The 19,339-nt window shown below is 51.0% G+C and carries 19 protein-coding genes and 1 tRNA gene; 12 read left to right on the forward strand and 8 right to left on the reverse strand.

From position 1 onward, the window contains the following. Window positions 1-163 precede the first annotated feature (163 nt). The 10 genes from CYJ98_RS01745 (at window position 164) to ylqF (ending at window position 8,469) form a co-directional block, all read left to right on the forward strand. Window positions 164-1,069 (forward strand): DMT family transporter, encoded by a 906-nt coding sequence (locus tag CYJ98_RS01745; protein ID WP_049344019.1) that lies wholly within the window; start codon window positions 164-166, stop codon window positions 1,067-1,069. 52 nt (window positions 1,070-1,121) lie between these two features. Next, window positions 1,122-2,411, forward strand: coding sequence for an adenosylmethionine--8-amino-7-oxononanoate transaminase (gene bioA, locus CYJ98_RS01750; RefSeq protein ID WP_049344030.1), 1,290 nt, complete (start codon window positions 1,122-1,124; stop codon window positions 2,409-2,411). Next, window positions 2,408-3,064: a dethiobiotin synthase gene (gene bioD, locus CYJ98_RS01755; RefSeq protein WP_049344018.1), complete on the forward strand. Its 657-nt coding sequence runs from the start codon at window positions 2,408-2,410 to the stop codon at window positions 3,062-3,064. The genes bioA and bioD overlap by 4 nt, the downstream gene beginning before the upstream one ends. Continuing rightward, window positions 3,054-3,548: a chorismate--pyruvate lyase family protein gene (locus CYJ98_RS01760; RefSeq protein ID WP_049344016.1), complete on the forward strand. Its 495-nt coding sequence runs from the start codon at window positions 3,054-3,056 to the stop codon at window positions 3,546-3,548. Before bioD ends, CYJ98_RS01760 begins: the two co-directional genes overlap by 11 nt. Before the next feature lie 227 nt (window positions 3,549-3,775). After that, the gene (gene ubiA, locus CYJ98_RS01765) at window positions 3,776-4,642 is read left to right on the forward strand and encodes a 4-hydroxybenzoate octaprenyltransferase (RefSeq protein ID WP_419150077.1); all 867 of its coding nucleotides are present in this window, start codon (window positions 3,776-3,778) and stop codon (window positions 4,640-4,642) included. Between the two features lie 270 nt (window positions 4,643-4,912). Then, window positions 4,913-5,362 (forward strand): PTS IIA-like nitrogen regulatory protein PtsN, encoded by a 450-nt coding sequence (gene ptsN / locus CYJ98_RS01770; protein WP_049344012.1) that lies wholly within the window; start codon window positions 4,913-4,915, stop codon window positions 5,360-5,362. Window positions 5,363-5,365: 3 nt separating this feature from the next. Next, entirely contained in the window at window positions 5,366-6,328 is a 963-nt protein-coding gene (hprK, locus tag CYJ98_RS01775) for an HPr(Ser) kinase/phosphatase (protein ID WP_004520066.1), read from the forward strand. Then, window positions 6,309-7,163: an RNase adapter RapZ gene (rapZ, locus tag CYJ98_RS01780; RefSeq protein ID WP_101755048.1), complete on the forward strand. Its 855-nt coding sequence runs from the start codon at window positions 6,309-6,311 to the stop codon at window positions 7,161-7,163. Before hprK ends, rapZ begins: the two co-directional genes overlap by 20 nt. Before the next feature lie 34 nt (window positions 7,164-7,197). Beyond that, entirely contained in the window at window positions 7,198-7,434 is a 237-nt protein-coding gene (locus tag CYJ98_RS01785; RefSeq protein WP_003684875.1) for a lipoprotein, read from the forward strand. A 93-nt stretch (window positions 7,435-7,527) separates the two neighbouring features. After that, a complete protein-coding gene (gene ylqF / locus CYJ98_RS01790) occupies window positions 7,528-8,469 on the forward strand; it encodes a ribosome biogenesis GTPase YlqF (protein WP_070461623.1) in 942 nt (313 codons plus the stop codon). 55 nt (window positions 8,470-8,524) lie between these two features. Here ylqF and CYJ98_RS01795 read toward each other — a convergent pair whose 3' ends face one another. From CYJ98_RS01795 to CYJ98_RS01830, 8 genes are all read right to left on the reverse strand, one after another. Then, a complete protein-coding gene (locus CYJ98_RS01795) occupies window positions 8,525-9,118 on the reverse strand; it encodes a LolA family protein (RefSeq protein ID WP_101755049.1) in 594 nt (197 codons plus the stop codon). Between the two features lie 57 nt (window positions 9,119-9,175). Next, window positions 9,176-11,398, reverse strand: a complete 2,223-nt coding sequence (locus tag CYJ98_RS01800; protein WP_101755050.1) for an NADP-dependent isocitrate dehydrogenase — start codon at window positions 11,396-11,398, stop codon at window positions 9,176-9,178. 172 nt (window positions 11,399-11,570) lie between these two features. Then, window positions 11,571-12,773, reverse strand: a complete 1,203-nt coding sequence (locus CYJ98_RS01805) for a beta-ketoacyl-ACP synthase (protein WP_101755051.1) — start codon at window positions 12,771-12,773, stop codon at window positions 11,571-11,573. A 3-nt stretch (window positions 12,774-12,776) separates the two neighbouring features. Further along, entirely contained in the window at window positions 12,777-13,295 is a 519-nt protein-coding gene (locus CYJ98_RS01810; RefSeq protein ID WP_101755052.1) for a hypothetical protein, read from the reverse strand. 97 nt (window positions 13,296-13,392) lie between these two features. Beyond that, complete coding sequence (locus tag CYJ98_RS01815; protein WP_070461618.1) at window positions 13,393-14,631, reverse strand: NAD(P)/FAD-dependent oxidoreductase; 1,239 nt, start codon at window positions 14,629-14,631, stop codon at window positions 13,393-13,395. A gap of 134 nt (window positions 14,632-14,765) precedes the next feature. Then, a complete protein-coding gene (locus tag CYJ98_RS01820) occupies window positions 14,766-17,084 on the reverse strand; it encodes an MMPL family transporter (RefSeq protein ID WP_036490364.1) in 2,319 nt (772 codons plus the stop codon). A 93-nt stretch (window positions 17,085-17,177) separates the two neighbouring features. Next, on the reverse strand, window positions 17,178-17,795 hold the full coding sequence (locus tag CYJ98_RS01825; protein WP_036490366.1) for a 4'-phosphopantetheinyl transferase family protein: 618 nt from the start codon (window positions 17,793-17,795) through the stop codon (window positions 17,178-17,180). 52 nt (window positions 17,796-17,847) lie between these two features. Then, complete coding sequence (locus CYJ98_RS01830) at window positions 17,848-18,360, reverse strand: hypothetical protein (protein ID WP_003747350.1); 513 nt, start codon at window positions 18,358-18,360, stop codon at window positions 17,848-17,850. Between the two features lie 199 nt (window positions 18,361-18,559). Here CYJ98_RS01830 and CYJ98_RS01835 point away from each other — a divergent pair. Both CYJ98_RS01835 and CYJ98_RS01840 read left to right on the forward strand, forming a co-directional pair. Further along, window positions 18,560-18,652, forward strand: a tRNA-Ser gene (locus CYJ98_RS01835). A gap of 79 nt (window positions 18,653-18,731) precedes the next feature. After that, the gene (locus CYJ98_RS01840; RefSeq protein WP_036490370.1) at window positions 18,732-19,292 is read left to right on the forward strand and encodes a pseudouridine synthase; all 561 of its coding nucleotides are present in this window, start codon (window positions 18,732-18,734) and stop codon (window positions 19,290-19,292) included. Window positions 19,293-19,339: the final 47 nt, after the last annotated feature.

A 19,339-nucleotide genomic window follows, 5' to 3' on the forward strand; every position in this document is an offset into this window, starting at 1 on the left:
AAAAAGCTGGGTTTCAGTCTTTCAGACGGCCTTTGTTTCCGTAATGATTCAGCGTAGTATTTTATCCGCGCAAGCTCTATCAAGTATCGGCAGCTAAGGAAATTTATCCTTCCAAACCGATCTTGTACGCTTTCTAAACCGATTATTCAAGTTATCCATCACCATGAAACATTTAGCAATTCATCTAAAATTATTGGGCATGGCGGCGTTTTGGGGCGCATCTTGGCCGATGGGGCGGATGCTGGGACAGGCGCTGCCGCCTTTAACGGGCGGTATGCTGCGCTTTTTGACGGCGGCAATCTTACTTTTGGGCTGGCTGTTTGCACGGTATCGATTGCGTACTTTGGCGGTTTTGTCGCATAAGCAATGGCTTGGATTGGCGCTGGCGGCGGCATTCGGCGTATTTGGTTTCACTGTGTTGTCCATGCTGGGTTTGCAGCGGATTCCTGCTTCAAGGGCGACGGTGTTGGTCACGTTCAATCCTGTATTGACGATGTTTTTTGCGGCTTTGCTATTTGGCGAGAAGCTCAACGGCAAGATTGTGTCGGGTATGTTGTTGGCAGTGGCAGGCTCGGTATGGGCGGTCACGCATGGCGAGATTGCGGCATTTTTGTCGGGCGGAGGCATAGGGTGGGGCGAAGTGCTGGTGTTTTGCAGCCTTTGCTGCTTGGTTACTTATACGATGATAGGCAGGGCGGTGTTGCAGGGGATTGATGCGCTGACGGTCACCGTGGCTACCGCTTGGCTGGGTGCAATGATGTTGCTGCCGCCTGCGCTGATTTCAGACGGCCTGCCGTTTGGTATGCTTGCCGAAATGGACGGCAGGGGCTGGTTTGCTTTGATTGGCCTGTCTGTCGGCGCAACGGTCTTGAGCTATGCGTGGTATTTTGAAGGCGTAAAGACTTTGGGTGCCGGCAGCGCGGCGGCGTACATTACTTTGGTGCCGGTATTCGGCATTTTATGTTCCGCTTGGTTTTTGGGTGAGGCATTGCATGTTTCTTTGGTTGCCGGCTGTTTGGCGGCAGTGGGCGGATTGGCGTTGATGCAGTACGGAAGACGTGCCGTCTGAAATAGGAAATATGTTATATAATAATGAAACTGATCAAACCATTGTTTTAAACATGTCCGAACATTCCTCCCTGCTCGATTTCGACCGCGCCCACCTGCTCCATCCCTATACATCCATGACCGATCCGTTGCCTGTTTATCCGGTGCGCCGAGCGGAGGGCGTGCATATTGAATTGGTGGACGGCACACGGTTGATTGACGGGATGTCGTCTTGGTGGTGTGCGATACACGGCTACAATCATCCTGTTTTGAATCAGGCGGTTGAGGCGCAGATTAAGCAAATGTCGCATGTGATGTTCGGCGGTTTGACGCATGAGCCGGCGGTAGAACTGGGCAAGTTATTGGTCGGGATTTTGCCGCAGGGGCTGGACCGTATTTTTTATGCGGATTCGGGTTCGGTTTCGGTAGAAGTCGCGCTGAAGATGGCGGTGCAGTACCAGCAGGCGCGGGGTTTGACGGCGAAGCAGAATATTGCGACAGTACGGCGCGGGTATCACGGCGATACTTGGAACGCGATGTCCGTCTGCGATCCCGAAACGGGGATGCACCATATTTTCGGCAGCGCATTGCCGCAGCGTTATTTTGTCGATAATCCGAAAAGCCGTTTCGACAATGAATGGGATAAGGCGGATTTGCAGCCTGTCCGCGCTTTGTTTGAAGCACATCATGTGGATATCTCTGCCTTTATTTTAGAGCCGGTCGTGCAGGGCGCGGGCGGCATGTATTTCTATCATCCGCAGTATCTTCGCGGATTGCGTGATTTGTGTGACGAATTTGATATCGTGTTGATTTTTGACGAAATCGCCACAGGATTTGGGCGCACGGGCAAGATGTTTGCCTGCGAACATGCGGAGGTCATGCCGGATATTATGTGTATCGGCAAAGGCTTGAGCGGCGGCTATATGACGCTGGCGGCGGCAATCACTTCGCAAAAAGTTACCGAAATAATTTCTCGCGGCGAAGCGGGCGTGTTTATGCACGGGCCGACGTTTATGGCAAACCCGCTGGCGTGTGCCGTTGCCTGCGCTTCGGTCAAACTGCTTTTGTCCCAAGATTGGCAGGCAAATATCCGCCGCATCGAAAGCATCTTAAAAGGCCGTCTGAAAACCGCATGGGACATTCGCGGCGTGAAAGACGTGCGTGTTTTGGGTGCCATTGGCGTGATCGAGCTGGAAAAAGGCGTGGATATGGCGCGTTTTCAAGCGGACTGCGTGGCGCAGGGCATTTGGGTGCGCCCATTCGGCAGGCTGGTGTACCTCATGCCGCCTTACATCATTTCAGACGGCCTCTTGACCGAAATTGCCGACAAAACCGTACAAATCTTGAAGGAACACAGCAAATGAAAGGCGTTTACTTCGTCAGCGGCATAGACACGGACATCGGCAAAACCGTCGCCACCGGCGTATTGGCAAAACAATTGTTGCAGCAGGGCAAAAGCGTGATTACGCAAAAGCCCGTGCAAACCGGTTGTCAAAACATCGCCGACGACATCGCCGTCCACCGCAAAATCATGGGCATACCCATACAGGAAGCCGACAAACAAGGGCTGACCATGCCCGAAATCTTCAGCTACCCCGCCTCGCCCCATCTCGCCGCCCGTCTGGATGGTAGGGCTTTGGACTTGGACAAAATCCGCACCGCCACGCAAGAATTGGCGGCACAATACGAAATCGTATTGGTCGAAGGTGCGGGCGGATTGATGGTTCCGCTGACGGAAAACCTATTAACCATTGATTATATTCAGCAACAGGCTTATCCCGTCATCCTCGTTACCAGCGGACGGCTCGGCAGTATCAACCACACTTTACTCAGTTTCGCCGCGCTCAAACAATACGGCATCAGCTTGCATAGCCTGATTTTCAACCATATTCACGATAGCAAAGATGAAACCGTTGCCGGAGATACCTTGGAATATCTTAAAGGCCGTCTGAAAGATGAGTTTCCCGAAGCCAAATGGCAGGAGTTGGCCAAAACAGAGGTGTCAGATGGAGCTTGATATACCGCGTGGCACGCTTTGTTCACATGCTGAAGCTTCAAGTCTTTTGTCGTCTAAGGCCGAACATCTGCTGACCGTTTCTTCGCTAACTGCCGCTTTGCGCGCTTCAGGTAAGGATTTTTCAGTCGAGCCGGTGTATTTGGGTTTGACTAAGGGGGCAGAAAACGGAGACGAAATCTTTGTGCGCGATGTTTTGCTCAAACTGGACGGCGAAACAGTGATACAAGCCAGAAGCGCGTGCCGGCCGGATAGCCGTCTATGGACAGAATTATTGGATTGCGGCACGCAGCCTTTGGGCGAGCGCCTGTTTGACGGTACATTGCCGTTGAAACGTTCGGATTTTGAGTTTCTTCGTTTTGAAGATGCTGAGTATCCGTCTTTCAGACGGCCTGTTACCGCGCGCCGTTCGTATTTCGATTGGAACGGCGAAATATTGGAATTAACAGAATATTTCTTATTGAAATTAATGGATTTATACCGCTAAGGCTGCCTGAAAAGAAAACCGATTGCTGATATTTGTCATAATTCTGTTATAATACAACAAATTAAATCGTTAAGATTCGTTTGATTTCAGACGGCAATAAATTATAATAAGAGCTAAGGCTCTAAAATGCCTTTCCTTCAGCATCAATACATATACAACGACACATTACACCAATGAACATACGGCGCTTTTTCCTACAATTTTTACCGCGTTACGCTGTCGGACGGATGGTGATATACGCCAAACTGATGCGCATCGACAAACCCATTGGCACACTACTTTTGCTGTGGCCGACTTATTGGGCATTATGGATTGCGTCTAAAGGCGTTCCCGATGCGGATATTTTTATTGCTTTTACCGCAGGCACGTTTTTAATGCGCAGCGCAGGTTGCGTCGTGAATGACTTTGCCGACCGCAATTTTGACGGCGCAGTAGAGCGCACCAAAAACCGCCCGTTTGCCAAAGGTTTGGTTTCCAAAACCGAAGCGCTGCTTTTGACCGTCATGCTGTGCCTGATGGCGGCCTTGTGTCTGGTGCCGCTCAACCGATTTACTTGGCTGATGAGCCTTCCGGCCTTGTTCCTGGCCGTCACATATCCCTTTACCAAACGCTTTTTCCCGTTGCCGCAGTTTTATTTGGGACTGGCATTTTCGTTCGGCATTCCCATGGCCTTTGCCGCCGTGCAAGGCCGAGTGCCTCCCGAAGCGTGGCTGATGTTTACCGCCAATGCCTTATGGACGCTGGCTTACGACACGATTTATGCCATGGCGGATAAAGAAGACGATTTGAAAATCGGCATCAAAACTTCGGCAATTACATTTGGCCATCACGATATTACCGCCTCTATGCTTTGCCATTTTTGGTTTACCGTATTGATGGCGGTATTAGGTATTAAAATCGGCGCAACTTGGCCTTATTGGCTGGTATTGCCGATAACCGTTTATTGGCAGTATCAGCAGTATGCCGCCATCCGTACGCGCGACCGCCAGTTGTGCTTCCAAACGTTTTTGGCCAACAACCGCATCGGCTTAGCGTGGTTTTGCGGATTGGTCTGCCATTATTTCTGGTTGTTTTTGGTTTCCAAACTATTTTAAAAAAATTAGGTTGAGGCCGTCTGAAAAGAAAGGGAAAAGGGGTATGCCGGACATACCCCTTTTCATTTGAATCATAGTTTACCCGGTAATAGGATTTTTACTTTAAATTCAATATAAGCAAACAGTTGGATTATTTTTAGCTCGTTAAAAAATATCAAAAACAACATGGAAAATGTTAGCAGGGCGAGTGTAAATTACGCCTTCAGGATTGAGATTTGCACCGACAATCGGTACAATCCCATTGTTTTGCGACATTTAAAAGAGATACACATGAGCCTGATCGGCGAAATTTTACCTTTGTCCCATATCGTTTTGGATTTGGAAGTCAGCAGCAAAAAGCGTCTGTTTGAAGAGGCTGCACAGCTGCTGGAGAATGAAGCAGAATTACCGAATACCAACGTGTTCGACTGCCTGTTTGCCCGTGAAAAGCTTGGTTCGACCGGTTTGGGGCAGGGGGTGGCGATTCCTCACGGTCGTCACGCATGCGTGAAAAAAGCCACCGGTGCGTTTATCCGCACCAAAGAGCCGGTTGCCTTTGATGCGCCTGACGGTAAACCCGTTTCCCTGATTTTCATCCTGCTTGTGCCTGAAAACGCTACCGGCGAACATTTGGAAGTCTTGTCCAAACTGGCCGGCAGATTCTCTCAAAAAGCCGTCCGTGAAGCATTGATGGCCGCAACTTCTGCCGAAGAAGTACGCACACTTCTGACCGAAGAGTAATTCATGCCCAGCATATCCGTCCGCCGCCTGTTTTCCGACAATCAGCACAAACTCGAACTTGCTTGGGCTGCCGGCAATTCTGGCGCGGACAACCGTATCGGTGTCGAAGCCGATAAACCCGTCTTGGCCTTGGTCGGCCACTTAAACTTTATCCATCCCAACCAAATTCAAGTTGTCGGCGTAGCTGAAGCCGAATATTTGCGCCGCTTGGAGTCGGGCGAGCTCAACTACGATTTCGGAGAGCTTTTCGACATCCCCATGTCTTTGGTTATCGTCGCCAACGGCTTGCCGGTTTCGCCCAAATTGCGCGATTATTGCCATACCAACAGTATCCCCTTACTGACTTCTAAACAGGAAAGCCCGCACCTGATGGACGTTTTGCGGATTTATCTGCAACGGACATTGGCAACTTCCACCATCAAGCACGGCGTATTTTTGGATGTATTTGAAGTGGGCGTACTCATTACCGGACAATCCGGCTTGGGTAAGAGCGAATTGGCATTGGAGCTGATTTCGCGCGGCCACAGCCTGATTGCCGATGATGCGGTCGAGCTCTTCCGTACTGGCCCGGAAATGTTGGAAGGCCGTTGCCCGCCGATGCTGCGTGATTTCCTCGAAGTACGTGGCTTGGGCATACTCAATATCCGCCATATTTTTGGCGAGACCTCTATCCGTCCGAAAAAAATCCTCCAGCTGATTATTAATTTGGTTCCGGCCGACGACGGATACATGAAACAACTCGATCGATTGAGTATCCGTACCGAAACAGAGTCTATCCTCAACGTCAGCATCCGTTCCGTTACCCTGCCTGTTGCAATCGGTCGAAACTTAGCAGTATTGGTTGAAGCTGCAGTGCGCAATTACATCCTTCAATTGCGCGGTAAAGACAGCACCAAAGAATTCCTCGAACGCCATCAAACACAACTCAAAGAAAACGAACAAAACCATGAAAATCGTCCTGATTAGCGGCTTATCCGGCTCAGGAAAATCCGTAGCCCTCAAGCAGCTTGAAGATTTGGGCTATTACTGTGTCGATAACCTTCCTTTGGAAATGCTTCCGTCGTTGGTCTCGCTCCATATCGAACGTGCCGATGAAACCAAACTCGGTGTCAGCGTTGACATCCGTTCCGGTATCAATATTCAGGAAGCGCAAGAGCAAATCCAATATTTGCGTCATGAAGGGCATCAAGTCGAAGTCCTCTTTATTGAAGCGGAAGAGGGTGTGTTGGTTCGCCGCTTCTCAGAAACCCGCCGCGGACACCCTTTGTCCGGCCATAATCTGACCTTGTTGGAAAGCCTGCAAAAAGAACGCGAGTGGCTCTTCCCACTTAGAGACATCGCATATTGCATCGATACGTCCAAAATGAATGCGCAGCAGCTGCGTTATGCCGTACAACAATGGCTCAATATTGAACGTGTCGGTTTGCTGGTCATTCTTGAATCCTTTGGTTTCAAATATGGCGTCCCCAACAATGCCGACTTTATGTTTGATATGCGCAGCCTGCCCAATCCGTATTACGATCCGGAATTACGCCCCTTTACCGGCATGGATAAGCCTATTCAAGATTATTTGGGCCAGCAGCCGTTGGCTCAAGAAATGGTTGATGACATCGACCATTTTATTAGCCGCTGGTTGCCGCGCCTGCAACAAGAGAGCCGCAGTTATGTAACGATTGCCATCGGTTGTACCGGCGGTCAGCACCGCTCCGTTTATGTTGTGGAAAAACTGGCCGAACGCCTCAAAGGCCGTTACGAACTCCTTGTCCGCCATCGTCAGGCACAAAGCTTGGCAGGACGCTAACTTGCCGTTTCAGACGGCCTCAAAGGAAGAAACCATGAAAAAAATCAGTCTGACCGCATTATCCCTGCTTATCTTAACCGCCTGTGCAACAGAGCCTGTCACTGCTTACCGTTGGCACCGCACCGGCGCGAGCGAAGCTGAAGTTTCCCGCCAAATCAATACCTGCAAATCACAAGTTCAAAATGGAACAAAACGTGGAAATACATCCAAGACGTTTGAGCAATGTATGGATGAGGCAGGTTATTACAGCTATGAACATGGCAACCTCTAAATCCTGATTGACCGATTATCCCAATACCGAGGCCGTCTGAAAAACAATGATTTTTCAGACGGCCTCAGATACGAATAGAAAGAATAAAAAGACATGGCTATCCAATGGTTTCCCGGCCACATGAACAAGGCAAAAAAAGCCATTGCCGAACGCATTAAAAGCGTTGATATGGTGATTGAGATGTTGGACGCGCGTATGCCTGCTTCCAGCGAAAACCCTTTGCTTGCCCAGTTGTCCAAAGGCAAGCCTAAACTCAAAATCTTAAACAAGCAAGACCTTGCCGATCCCGAGCGCACCAAAGTTTGGCTCGAACACTACAACAGCCGCCAAGATACCCGCGCCATTGCGCTTGATTCTTCCGAAACCGGCGCGCATGGCAAAATTACCCAAGCCTGCCGCGCCATGATTCCGCATCGCCAAGGTATCGAGAAGCCGCTGCGTGTCCTGATTTGCGGCATTCCCAATGTCGGCAAATCCACCTTGATTAACGGCATGATCGGCAAAAAATCTGCCAAAACCGGTAACGAACCCGGTATTACCAAAGCCGAACAGCGCCTTTTCCTTGCCGACGATTTCTGGCTTTACGATACCCCGGGTATGTTGTGGCCAAAAATTATCGTCGAAGAAGGCGGCTACAACCTTGCGGCCGGCGGTGCAGTTGGACGCAACGCGCTGGACGAAGAAGAAGTGGCGCTTGAACTTTTGGATTACCTCCGCCGCCATTATCTGGCTTTGTTGCAAGAGCGCTATCAAGCCGACAAAGATCCAAGCAGCCATTGGGATGATACTTCTTGGCTGGAGTGGATTGCCAAAAAACGCGGTGCGGTTTTGAGTGGTGGACGAGTCAATTACCAAAAAGCCGCTGAAAATATCCTGACTGATTTCCGCGAAGGCAAAATCGGCAGAATCACGTTGGAAACGCCAAATCAATGGGAGGCTTGGCTGAAAAAAGCCAGACAGAAAGAGGCCGAACTCAAAGCCATTCGTGAAGCCAGAAAGGCGGAAAGAAAAGGGCAGCAGCCTTCAGCCGATTAATATAAAAGGCCGTCTGAAATCTATTTTCAGACGGCCTTTTGTTGGGATAGACAATTTAGAGGGCGGTACGGCTGAAGCTATCCAGAGCTTTATCGGTTTGGATTTGGTTGAACTGCATGATGGTTTTGTCGCCTTGCTTTTCGTCCAATTCGATTTTACGCACCAGCGTATCGCCGTTGATTTCGATACGGTTGAAGATTTGGCGGGTAATGGCGGTTTTCGGAGTCAGGGTCAACGTCCATTTTTTCTCGTTGCCGTTTAATTTCAAATCAAATTGTTTTTCCAAACCTTGGGTATTGCCGCCCAAAAGGTCGAGGAAGAGTTTGATTTGGCGGCTTTGGCCGTTGAGTTTGCTGGCATTTGGGTTGACCCATTGGCTGCCGTTCCATTGCATGATGCCGTCTGAACGCACGCGCAGGGTGGTTTCAAATGGTTTTTGCATTTTCCAGAGCAGGCCTTTTTGTGGGACAAGGGTAAAGCTGCCGCTGGTGGTCATGGGTTTGCTGAGGGATTTGAGCTGGCGTTGTTGGACAAAATTGCCTTGCACGTTTTGCGGTTTTTGCAGGGTTTGTGCCAATTCGGCAGGGGAAAATGCCCACAAAGCCGGAGTGCTGATGAGGAGAGTAAGAGAAAGAATGGTTTTTTTCATTGTGTTTCCATAAGGTTGAGGCCGTCTGAAAGTTCAGACGGCCTTTTATTGCTTTAATTATAAGGCTGACAAGGCCTGATTAAAGGTTGCGCTTGGACGCATCGCTTGTGCGGCTTTTTCAGGATTGGCTGCGTAGTAGCCGCCGATGTCGACCGCTTTGCCTTGTACGGCAGAGAGTTCTTCAACGATTTTGGCTTCGTCGGCAGTCAAAGCGGCTGCCAACGGCGCAAATACGGCTTTCAGTTCGGCATCTTTGTCTTGCGCTGCCAATTCTTGCGCCCAGTAGAGGGTGAGGTAGAAATGGCTGCCGCGGTTGTCGAGTTCGCCAGCTTTGCGTTTAGGCGATTTGTCGTTCAACAGCAGTTTTTCGGTGGCTGCATCCAAAGTGTCGGCGAGGACTTGGGCTTTGGCGTTGCCGGTTTTTTGCGCCAGATGTTCAAACGATACGGCGAGTGCGAGGAATTCGCCTAAAGAGTCCCAACGTAAGTGGTTTTCTTCGAGGAATTGTTGAACATGTTTCGGTGCAGAACCGCCCGCGCCGGTTTCAAACATACCGCCGCCATTCATCAATGGAACGATAGATAGCATTTTCGCGCTGGTACCCAGTTCCAAAATTGGGAACAAGTCGGTCAGGTAGTCGCGCAGGACGTTACCGGTTACGGAGATGGTGTCTTCGCCGTTTTTCAGACGACCCAAGCTGAATTTAGCAGCTTCTTCAGGAGCGAGGACGCGGATGTCGAGGCCGTTGGTATCCAGTTCGGCAAGGTAAGCTTTAACCTTGGCGAGCAGGCTCTTGTCGTGCGGACGGTTTTCGTCGAGCCAGAATACGGCTGGCGTGTTGCTCAGACGGGCGCGGTTAACAGCGAGTTGTACCCAGTCTTTAACCGGAGCGTCTTTGGTTTGGCACATACGCCAGATGTCGCCGGCTTCAACGTCGTGTTGCATCAGGACATTACCTGCTGCATCGATGACTTGGACTTGGCCGTCAGCTTCGATTTCGAAGGTTTTGTTGTGTGAACCGTATTCTTCGGCTGCTTGCGCCATCAGACCGACGTTAGGAACGGTACCCATGGTTGTCGGGTCAAATGCGCCGTGTTCGCGGCAGAAATCGATGGTTGCTTGGTAAACACCGGCGTAGCTGCTGTCTGGAATGACGGCTTTGGTGTCTTGTGCTTTGCCGTCTTTGTCCCACATACGGCCGGAGTTACGAATCATCGCAGGCATAGAAGCATCGACGATGACATCGCTAGGAACGTGCAGGTTGGTAATGCCTTTGTCGGAATCAACCATGGCCAAATCAGGGTTGGCAGCGTAAACGGCAGCGATTTCAGCTTCAACGGCGGCGCGGGTGTCAGCATCCAGTTTGTCCAGATTGGCAAGCAGGTTGCCGAAGCCGTTGTTGACGTTGACGCCTGCGGCAGCCAGTTTGTCGCCAAATTTTTCAAAAACAGGCGCGAAGAATACTTTGACGGCGTGTCCGAAGATAATCGGGTCGGACACTTTCATCATGGTGGCTTTCATGTGCAGCGAGAACAATACGCCTTTAGCTTTTGCGTCTTTCACTTGTTCGGCAAGGAAGGCGAGCAGGGCTTTTTTGCTCATTACGGTCGCGTCGATGATTTCGCCGGCTTTCAGGGCAACAGGCTCGCGCAGCTCTTTTTTGTTGCCTTGTTTGTCGGTGAACACGATGGATACGGAAGTCGCTTCAGGTACGGTAACGGATTGTTCGTTATGGAAAAAGTCGCCGCTTTGCATGGTGGCAACGTGGGTTTTGGAATCTTTGGTCCATGCGCCCATGCTGTGCGGATGTTTTTTCGCAAAGTTTTTCACTGCTTTAGGCGCGCGGCGGTCAGAGTTGCCTTCACGCAGGACAGGGTTTACCGCGCTGCCTTTGATGCGGTCGTAGCGTTCGCGTACGGCTTTTTCTTCATCGGTTTGAGGGTCGGCAGGATAGTCGGGAACGGCAAAGCCTTTAGACTGCAATTCTTTAATCGCGGCCGTCAGTTGAGGTACGGATGCGCTGATGTTCGGCAGTTTGATCACGTTTGCATCGGGTTGTTTCACCAGTTCGCCCAATTCGGCAAGCGCATCAGGTACGCGTTGCGCTTCGGTCAGGTATTCGGGAAACGCCGCCAAAATACGGCCGGAGAGAGAGATGTCGCTGGTTTTGACATCAATATCGGCATGGCGGGTAAACGCCTGCACGATTGGCAACAGGGATTGAGTGGCCAATGCAGGAGCTTCGTCGGTGTAGGTATAGATAATGGTGGATTTAGTCATGGGATTATTCTCTATGTAGGTTAAGTTTTTCTTTTCGGGCACATCGCGAGAAGAAACGTGCTAAGCCTATTATGGCATATTTCGGCGGATTTGGTTGTTGTTTTGATGTTATTGTTTTTTAAGTTGCGGAAAAGAAAAAGGCCGTCTGAAAAGACAGCCTAAATATAAGGACTTATCCGATAATCAAAACAGCATTGCTGCCGCCGAAGGCAAATGATGAGCTGGCGGCAATGCGTTTTTCAGACGGCCAGCGGCTGTTTTCGTCGGTCAAAGCGATGTTGGGCAGCTCGGAATCGGGTACGTTGTCCCATTGTTGCGGCGGCAGTTTGCCTTCCGGATTGTATTGGCGGTTGACCATCAACCAAGCAAATGCGGCTTCAATCGCACCGGCTGCACCCAAGGTATGACCGGTAGACGGCTTGGTTGACGTGCAAAGGGTGTGGCTGCCAAACACTTCGGCAACGGCTCGGCTTTCCATGCTGTCGTTGTGCTGCGTGCCGGTGCCGTGCAGATTGATCCAGCCGATCTCTTCCGCTTTCAAGCCGGCTTTATCCAAAGCAGCCTGAAAAGATTGGGCTGCACCCAAACCATCGGGGCGGGGCGAAGACATATGGTAAGCATCGCTGCTTGCGCCGTAGCCGAGCAACTGCATTTCGCCGTCAAAATCCGCATCACGCGTCATCACGAAAAATGCGGCCGCTTCACCGATATTAATGCCGTTGCGGTTGGCGGAAAAAGGCTTGGCGATGCCGTCTGAAAGCACTTCCAAAGAGGCAAAACCATTAATCGTCAGCGGTGAAAGCGTATCCGCGCCGCCGCAAATCACGGCATCACACAATCCGGCACGAAGCAGCCGGGCTGCGCTGATAAGGGCGCGTGCGCCGGAAGTGCAGGCGGTGGAGACGGTATAGCGCAAGCCGTCCAGACCGTAAACTTGGGCAATAAATTCGGAGGGCGAAGCCATGGTGTGTTGCAGCTGTTTGAACGAAACATCCGTCCACTCACCACCTTGGACAACGTGTTGGAACAAAGGGATATTTTCATCTGCGCCACTGGTGGACGTACCGGTAACGACAGCAACCCTTTCTTTGCCGTAACGGGCAATGGCCGTCTGAATCAGTCCGTCTATTTGCGAAAGCGCGTGCAGGATAAGCTGGTTGTTGCGGCTGCGATGCGCTTCAGGAATGCTATCGGGCAGAGGCATCAGGGTTTCTTTGACTGCACCAAAAGCATGCGTTTTGCCTTTTACCCATTGGTCTGAAAAAGTCAGGGGTGTGTTTTCAGACGGCGTGAGTAAGGAATCGGCATGAACTTGCAAGCCGCTGCCCAATGCGCTGGTCAGTGCCGGACGGCTGAGATAAACAGGAGTATTCATGAATTAGTCTTCTGCAATCGGGCTGACCGTCCAGAAAGTTTGGTCGGGGAAGCCGATGAGGAATTGTTCGGAATGGTGGGCGACACACCACAAATCACGCTCGCGGTAGCTGAACACCGCACCTTTGCCGTCAGGGCAGAAGCCTTGATGGGAGGCGTTTTGTTGGCGTGCTTCAGGGTAAAGCGTGGCGGCGTGTTCGGCGGCCAAAAGCGGCAACAAGGCGGCAAACAGTCGGCGCGAAGAGGCATTGGGCATCACAAAGCCGTCATTTTTCCAGCCTTTGGTGTTGACCGATTGACGAGATACCGGTGCCCCCAGTGCATCGGTTTGGACAAAGCGAATGCCGTCTGAATGAGGTTCGACTGCCAAGAGATTGGTTTGAACGGTTTGCCCCGCCGCATTGGTCTGCTCAAGTTTGAACCATTGGCCTTCTTTGGAAAGCGGCGGCAGCGTTTGCGGATGGGGGAGCGAGGTCGCGCATGCGGAAAGCAGCAGTGCGGCAAGCAAAGGGATAAATCGCATAAGGTTTTATCTATCGGTCAAAATATTTAATGGTGTGGATGAAGTTTCAGACGGCCTGTTCTGTTTTCAGTCTAGGTCGTCTGAAAGGCATTCGTCCTTATTCTACCTTCAAATCGCCCACCAATGCGGCAAGTGTGGACAAGCGTTGCTCGGATTTTTCCACGAATGGATTGTTCGTGTCCCAAGCGTAGCCTGCCAGAATAGACGAAATCATACGGCTGATTTCAGGACTGCGGTTAGGCGCGTAGATGGCATTTTGGAAGCGGAAATCGTACCAACCGTTTACATAAGTACGGAACGCGTTCACGCCGATCATCAGTTGGTCGGCAAATTCGGTTTGCCAATCGACGGCTTCGCCTTTGAGCTGTTTGCCCAACAAATCGGCAGCCAGTTTGGCAGAGTGCAGGGCAATGGTCACGCCGGAGGAGAAGACTGGGTCGAGGAATTCGGCGGCGTTGCCCAAAAGTGCGAAATGTTTGCCGTATAAGGTTTTTACGTTGGCAGAGTAGCCTTGGATAGAGCGGAACGGAAAGTCGTTTTCCCAAACGGCTTTATCCAAAATTTCCGCCAGCATCGGGCATTCGTACACAAATTTTTTCAACACGGCTTCTGATTCGCCGACCAGTTTGTCGGGCGTGCCGACAACGCCGATGGAGCAGCGGTTGTCGCCGAAAGGAATCAGCCAAATCCAGACATCGCGATGTTCAGGATGCGTGTTGATCAGGATTTTGTTGCGGTCGAATTTCGGGCTGGTGATGTTGTCGTCAATATGCGTGAAGTGGGCTTGGCGCGGAGGCAGCTCGGACGGGCTTTCCAAATCTAAAAGGCGGGGCAGGACACGGCCGTAACCGCTGGCATCCAAAACGAATTTGGCAGTCAGTTCATAGTTTTCGCCTGTATCGGTTGCAACGCTCAAACGTGCCATATCGCCACTGTTGTCAAACGCGGTTACGCCATGTCCGAAGCGGACATCGACACCTTGTTTTGCCGCTTCATCAATCAGGATTTTGTCGAAGATGCCGCGGCGCACTTGATAAATAGTGCCGGGGCCGTCTGAAAATTTTTCAGTAAAGTTGAAATCTGTGTAACGGCTGCCCCATGAAAACGCAGCACCGTCTTTAAATTGAAAGCTGGGCTCGGCATGCACTGCGTCGGCAAAACCGGCTTCTTCCAACATTTCCATGCAATGCGGCAACAGGCTTTCGCCGATGACAAAGCGCGGGAAATGTTGTTTTTCCAATACGCAAACTTTAAAGCCTTGTTTGTTCAGCAAAGCAGAAGCAACCGAACCTGAAGGGCCTGCGCCGATAACGGCAACGTCAAATTCTACGGACATTTGAAAATACCTTTGATTTTAATGATAAATAATGTTTAAACCAGCGTCTGAAGTTTTTCAGACGGCCTCTTACAACGTGACGATAGAAGTTGAAACAAAATATCGCTTCAATTTCAATCGTCTTTATTTTTTGTCTAATTTTTCAACAATGTGCCTGCCAGCCAAATATTGAAAGCTACGCCGATGGTAACCGTCATGCCGAACGCGGCAACGGCGGGCGTGCTGCTGATGGCGAGCAGGGCAAAGGAAATGGCAGTCGTCGCGGCGGCAAGCAGCATGCCGCCTAATTTTGCCGGCGCGCTGTGGTGTGCGGTGGCGGCATAGACGGCATAGTCCACGCCGATGGCGGATACTAAAAGCAGGCCGAACATGGCAAACAGGCTGACGGGAATGCCGGCCAAACCGAGTACGGCAACGGTGCAGATGGCCGCGGCCAGCGGCACGGCAAGGATTTTGCTGCCGCGTTTGAAACCGAACATTTTCCATAAAAGCAGCCATGCCAAGGCATAGGAAGCCAGTTTCAACCATGCGGCCTGATTGCGCGTGTGGTGGAAAAGCTCGTTTAAGTGGGCGCGTTTGTCTGCCCAATGTACGCCGGAGACGTGTTGCACTGCGGCGCGTACGGCGGCTTCATCGGTCATGCCGTTCAAACGCACGACGGCAGCAAAACGGCCTGCTTCCACTTCGCCCAAATACAAGGAACGCCAAGCTTCTGCCAAATTGGTATTCAGGCCGTCCGAAAGCGACAATGGTTGCGTATCGGCGGCTTGAAGCAGGGCATCGCGCACAGTTTTGCGCGGAATACCGATTTCGGTAAGCGGTTTCCAGCTATCAGGCAACTTGGTCAATTCGCGCAGGCGGTTTTGCAGTTTTTGCTGCTCCGTTGTCGGCAGGATGAATTGGTCGGGCGATTGGATGCCGGAAAGTTTGCCTTGCGCGATTAAGGGCTGCAGGGCGTGGCCGAGTTCGGCGGTTTTCTTCAACAGGGCATCTTCGCTTTGCGCTTCGGCCACCAAATATTTGCCGCCAAAATCCGTGCCGCTCAACCGGCCGATTTGTTGTACTTCTGTCAACATCGCGGTCGGCATATTGACCCATTGACGGATGTCGTCACGCCAGTCGCTGCGCCACAGTCCGACTGCCAGCAAAATTCCGCCCACGATTAACCAGCCGCGTTTGTGCAGGCGGTTTTTCAGACGGCCTGACAAGGAATAGAGCTTTTCGGTTAATGCGGCAAAAGGCACGGTTTTGGCACGATAGCGGCGAAACAGCGGCGGCAGCCATAAAACGGTGGCACCAAACGCACCAAATAAGGCAAAGCCTGAAAATACGGCGGTTTGGCGCAGTACAGGCAAAGGGGTGAACCACAGCAGCGCGTAGCCCAAGACGGTAATCGTCAGGCTGACGGCAAAGCTTGGCAAGACATGTTTTATTGCTGATTCGGCCTGCCAAACGGTCTTTTCAGACGGCCCGAATACCGAAGGAGCAAGCCAGTGCAACGGGAAATCCACCAACATACCCACCAAGCTGGTGCCGATGACGATAGTCAGGATATGCACTTCGCCGAAGGTTAATAACGCAACTGCCAAGCCGGTTAACATACCGGCTGCCAGCGGCAAGGACAGCAAAAATACGCGACCGCTGCGGAAGACCCACAACAGCAGTGCAAAGGTCAGTCCAAGCCCGACCATGCTCATCAGCCGGCTTTCTTTTTCTGCGGCTGCTTTGGATACGGCGGCGAACAATGCGCCGCCTGCGCTTAAGGTTTCCGCGCCGTTTTCCGAAGCGATTTGACGGCTTTGCGCCATCAGCGGCAAGAGGGCATCGTTGCCGGAAAATTGATCGCCGCCGGCGATCCGTCCGCGTAAAAATACCCAAGTTTTGCCTTGGTCTTCGGCAAACAGCATGCCATTGTCCATGTCCCACTGCAAACGGCTTTGCGGATTGGCTTTGTCGGCAACAAAGCGTCCGAAGCCCAGCCAGTCTTGTTCTAAAGACAAAGGGGAGGGGGCGGCAAACGGATTGGCCGCGGCTTCTGCGCGCGCTTGAAAATAGGCTTGCGGCTGCTCAAACAGCAGGCGGATTTCGTCTTGCGGCAAAACTGCCAAGCCCAGTTTCTGCATATCCGCCCGCACTTTGTCCAAATTCGGCGTCATGCTGCTGTCGACTTGTTCAAATACGCCGCTCTTGCGCCATGCGTTGGCAATTTGTGAGGCCGTCTGAAAAGCAGTTTCGGCATCGGTACTGCCGGCAAGTAAAATAACTTGCGAATTGAGCTGAGTTTCTGCGGCTTTATCCGCAGCCGTCAGTAAGGCATCGGGTTGCTGCTCGCTCGGCAACAACGCGGTCAAATCGGTTTGAATGCGCGCTTGTGAAGCAAAGGCATAAACCAAAAACAGGGTAAGAAACAGGATAAGGGCAGTATAGAGGCGGTTTAGGAGGCGAAGATTCATCGTTCAGACGGCCTTTTGCAAATGCTGCTGTTGGTGTGTGGAATCAGTAAAAGTACAGTAAATTAAATCAGATTATTATTATTTTGTCAGTTATTAGATGGTTTGCCAGTTGGTTAAATCATTGGGCTTGAGCGAACCGAAAAACTGCCATTGCAGAGCGGGGGCTTTTCCCTGCCAAACGCAGGCAAGTGCCATCGTATCCGCCAAAATCGCGCTTGTGCCACGCCAATCGGTTTGCTTTCCGGCGCGTAAACCGACGGGTTGTCCTGAATCGAAAACATAGCCGACCAATTTCATGTCTGACGGGAAATCCAAATTCGCCGCTTTAATCAAGGCTTCTTTAAAACACCACAATCGGTAAAACGTTTCAGACGGCCAGTTTGCTGTTTCCAAAAAGTCTTGTTCTTCCTGCGAGCAGACCAAAGCTGACAGCGCTTTGAAATCACGCGGGCGGATAAATTCGATATCGACACCGGCTGTTAAGGGCTGAGGCGCACACAATAAAGCGGCAAAGCCTTGGCTGTGGCTCAGTGATACAGTCGGTAAATCGGTTTGCTGTTTTAACGCTCGGCTGACTTGCCAGTCCTGACGCTGCGCCAGTTGCGGCGTGGCGGCCAAACGTTGTGAATCGGCTGCGTTTAGAGAAGCATGGTCGTAGCAGGCGGCAAAAGACGGATCGGCCAGCAGGCAGTGAAGGGTTGTCGTATCCATAAAATAGAAAAATGCCAAACTTCATCTTGAAGTCCGGCATTTTTGACATTGCTTAGTGGAAGCTGCCTTTCAAAACCACACGGCTGTTGAATGTAGCGATGTGGCATTCGTACTCGTTACCGCCTTTGGTTACTTTGTCAAAGTAGCTAACCAGATGAACGGATTTGGCTTTTTTGCGATGCGCAGTGCTTTGGAAGCGTTTAACCGCGCTCAGGAATGCGCGTTGGCAGGTTTCATCAGGGGTTTTGCCGACTGAGTTGGAGATTTGACGGGAAGTCAAAGTCGCGCCGGATGTGCTGCCGTAGTGAACGCGGATGCTGGGATCCAAAGCGGATTTGGCTTCGGCAGAGTTCAAGGCTACATCGACTTTACACATATAAATATCGTTTTGACCTTTGCCATTGACTTTATGGCCTTCACCCATGCTGCGGCAGGCAGAACCGGCGGCAGTTGTTTTTTGAGTAGAAGTTTGAGAGGAGGAAGCAGATGGTTGGGAATTGCCGGATTGTGAGCAAGCGGCAAGCATCAGGGCGGATACGGCAACCAAAGCAGAAAAACGTAACATACGGACTCCTTTATAATAAGGGGTGTGAAAAAAGGTTTACAGAAAACAAAATCATTTTAACATATATGAAAGCCGTATAAAAATAGGATGATGCAAAAAATATTATATTTTTATTTAAATGATTTCATGGTGTTAAGAAAGTTTGGGGCGCTAATGCTTGACGAAGGAGGGCAGAGGGCGTATATTGCGGTCTTCCTTAGGAGTAATGGCTGAGAGGCTGAAGGCACTTCCCTGCTAAGGAAGCATGTGGGGTCAACCTGCATCGAGGGTTCGAATCCCTCTTACTCCGCCAAATATGAAAGACACCGTTTATACGGTGTCTTTTTTATTATCCGGAATTTCTTGGAATCTAAGGCCGTCTGAAGTGTGAAATGAACGATTTGATTATCCTAAACAAGCCTTATGGCGTGATTTGCCAGTTTTCTGCACATGAAAAACATCAGTGCCTTAAGGATTTTGTCGAGAAACCGGGATTTTATCCGGCCGGTCGTTTGGATACGGACAGCGAGGGTTTGCTGCTGCTGACCAATAATGGCCGTTTGCAGGCGCAGATTGCCGACCCGAAATTCAAGCAGGTTAAAACTTATTGGGCGCAGGTGGAGGGTTCTCCTAATGAAGCCAAATTGGATTTGTTGCGCCGTGGCGTAGATTTGGGCGATTTTGTCACCCGTCCGGCCGAGGTCAGGGTATTGGAAGAAGGAGAAGCGGATGTTTTATGGCCGCGCGTGCCGCCGATTCGCATGCGCAAATCCGTACCTGATTTTTGGGTGGAAATCAAAATTTCGGAAGGGAAAAACCGCCAAGTGCGAAGGATGACGGCGAAAGCAGGCTTTCCGTGTTTACGCTTGGTCCGTGTGGCAATAGGCCGTCTGAATCTGTTTGATTTGAATTTGGAATTGGGACAATGGCAGTTTGCGCCGCATCGTCCTTAAATAGGATGAATAAAGGCCGTCTGAACTATTCAGACGGCCTTTTGTTA

This window comes from Neisseria perflava, assembly GCF_002863305.2.
Classification (GTDB): domain Bacteria; phylum Pseudomonadota; class Gammaproteobacteria; order Burkholderiales; family Neisseriaceae; genus Neisseria; species Neisseria perflava_A.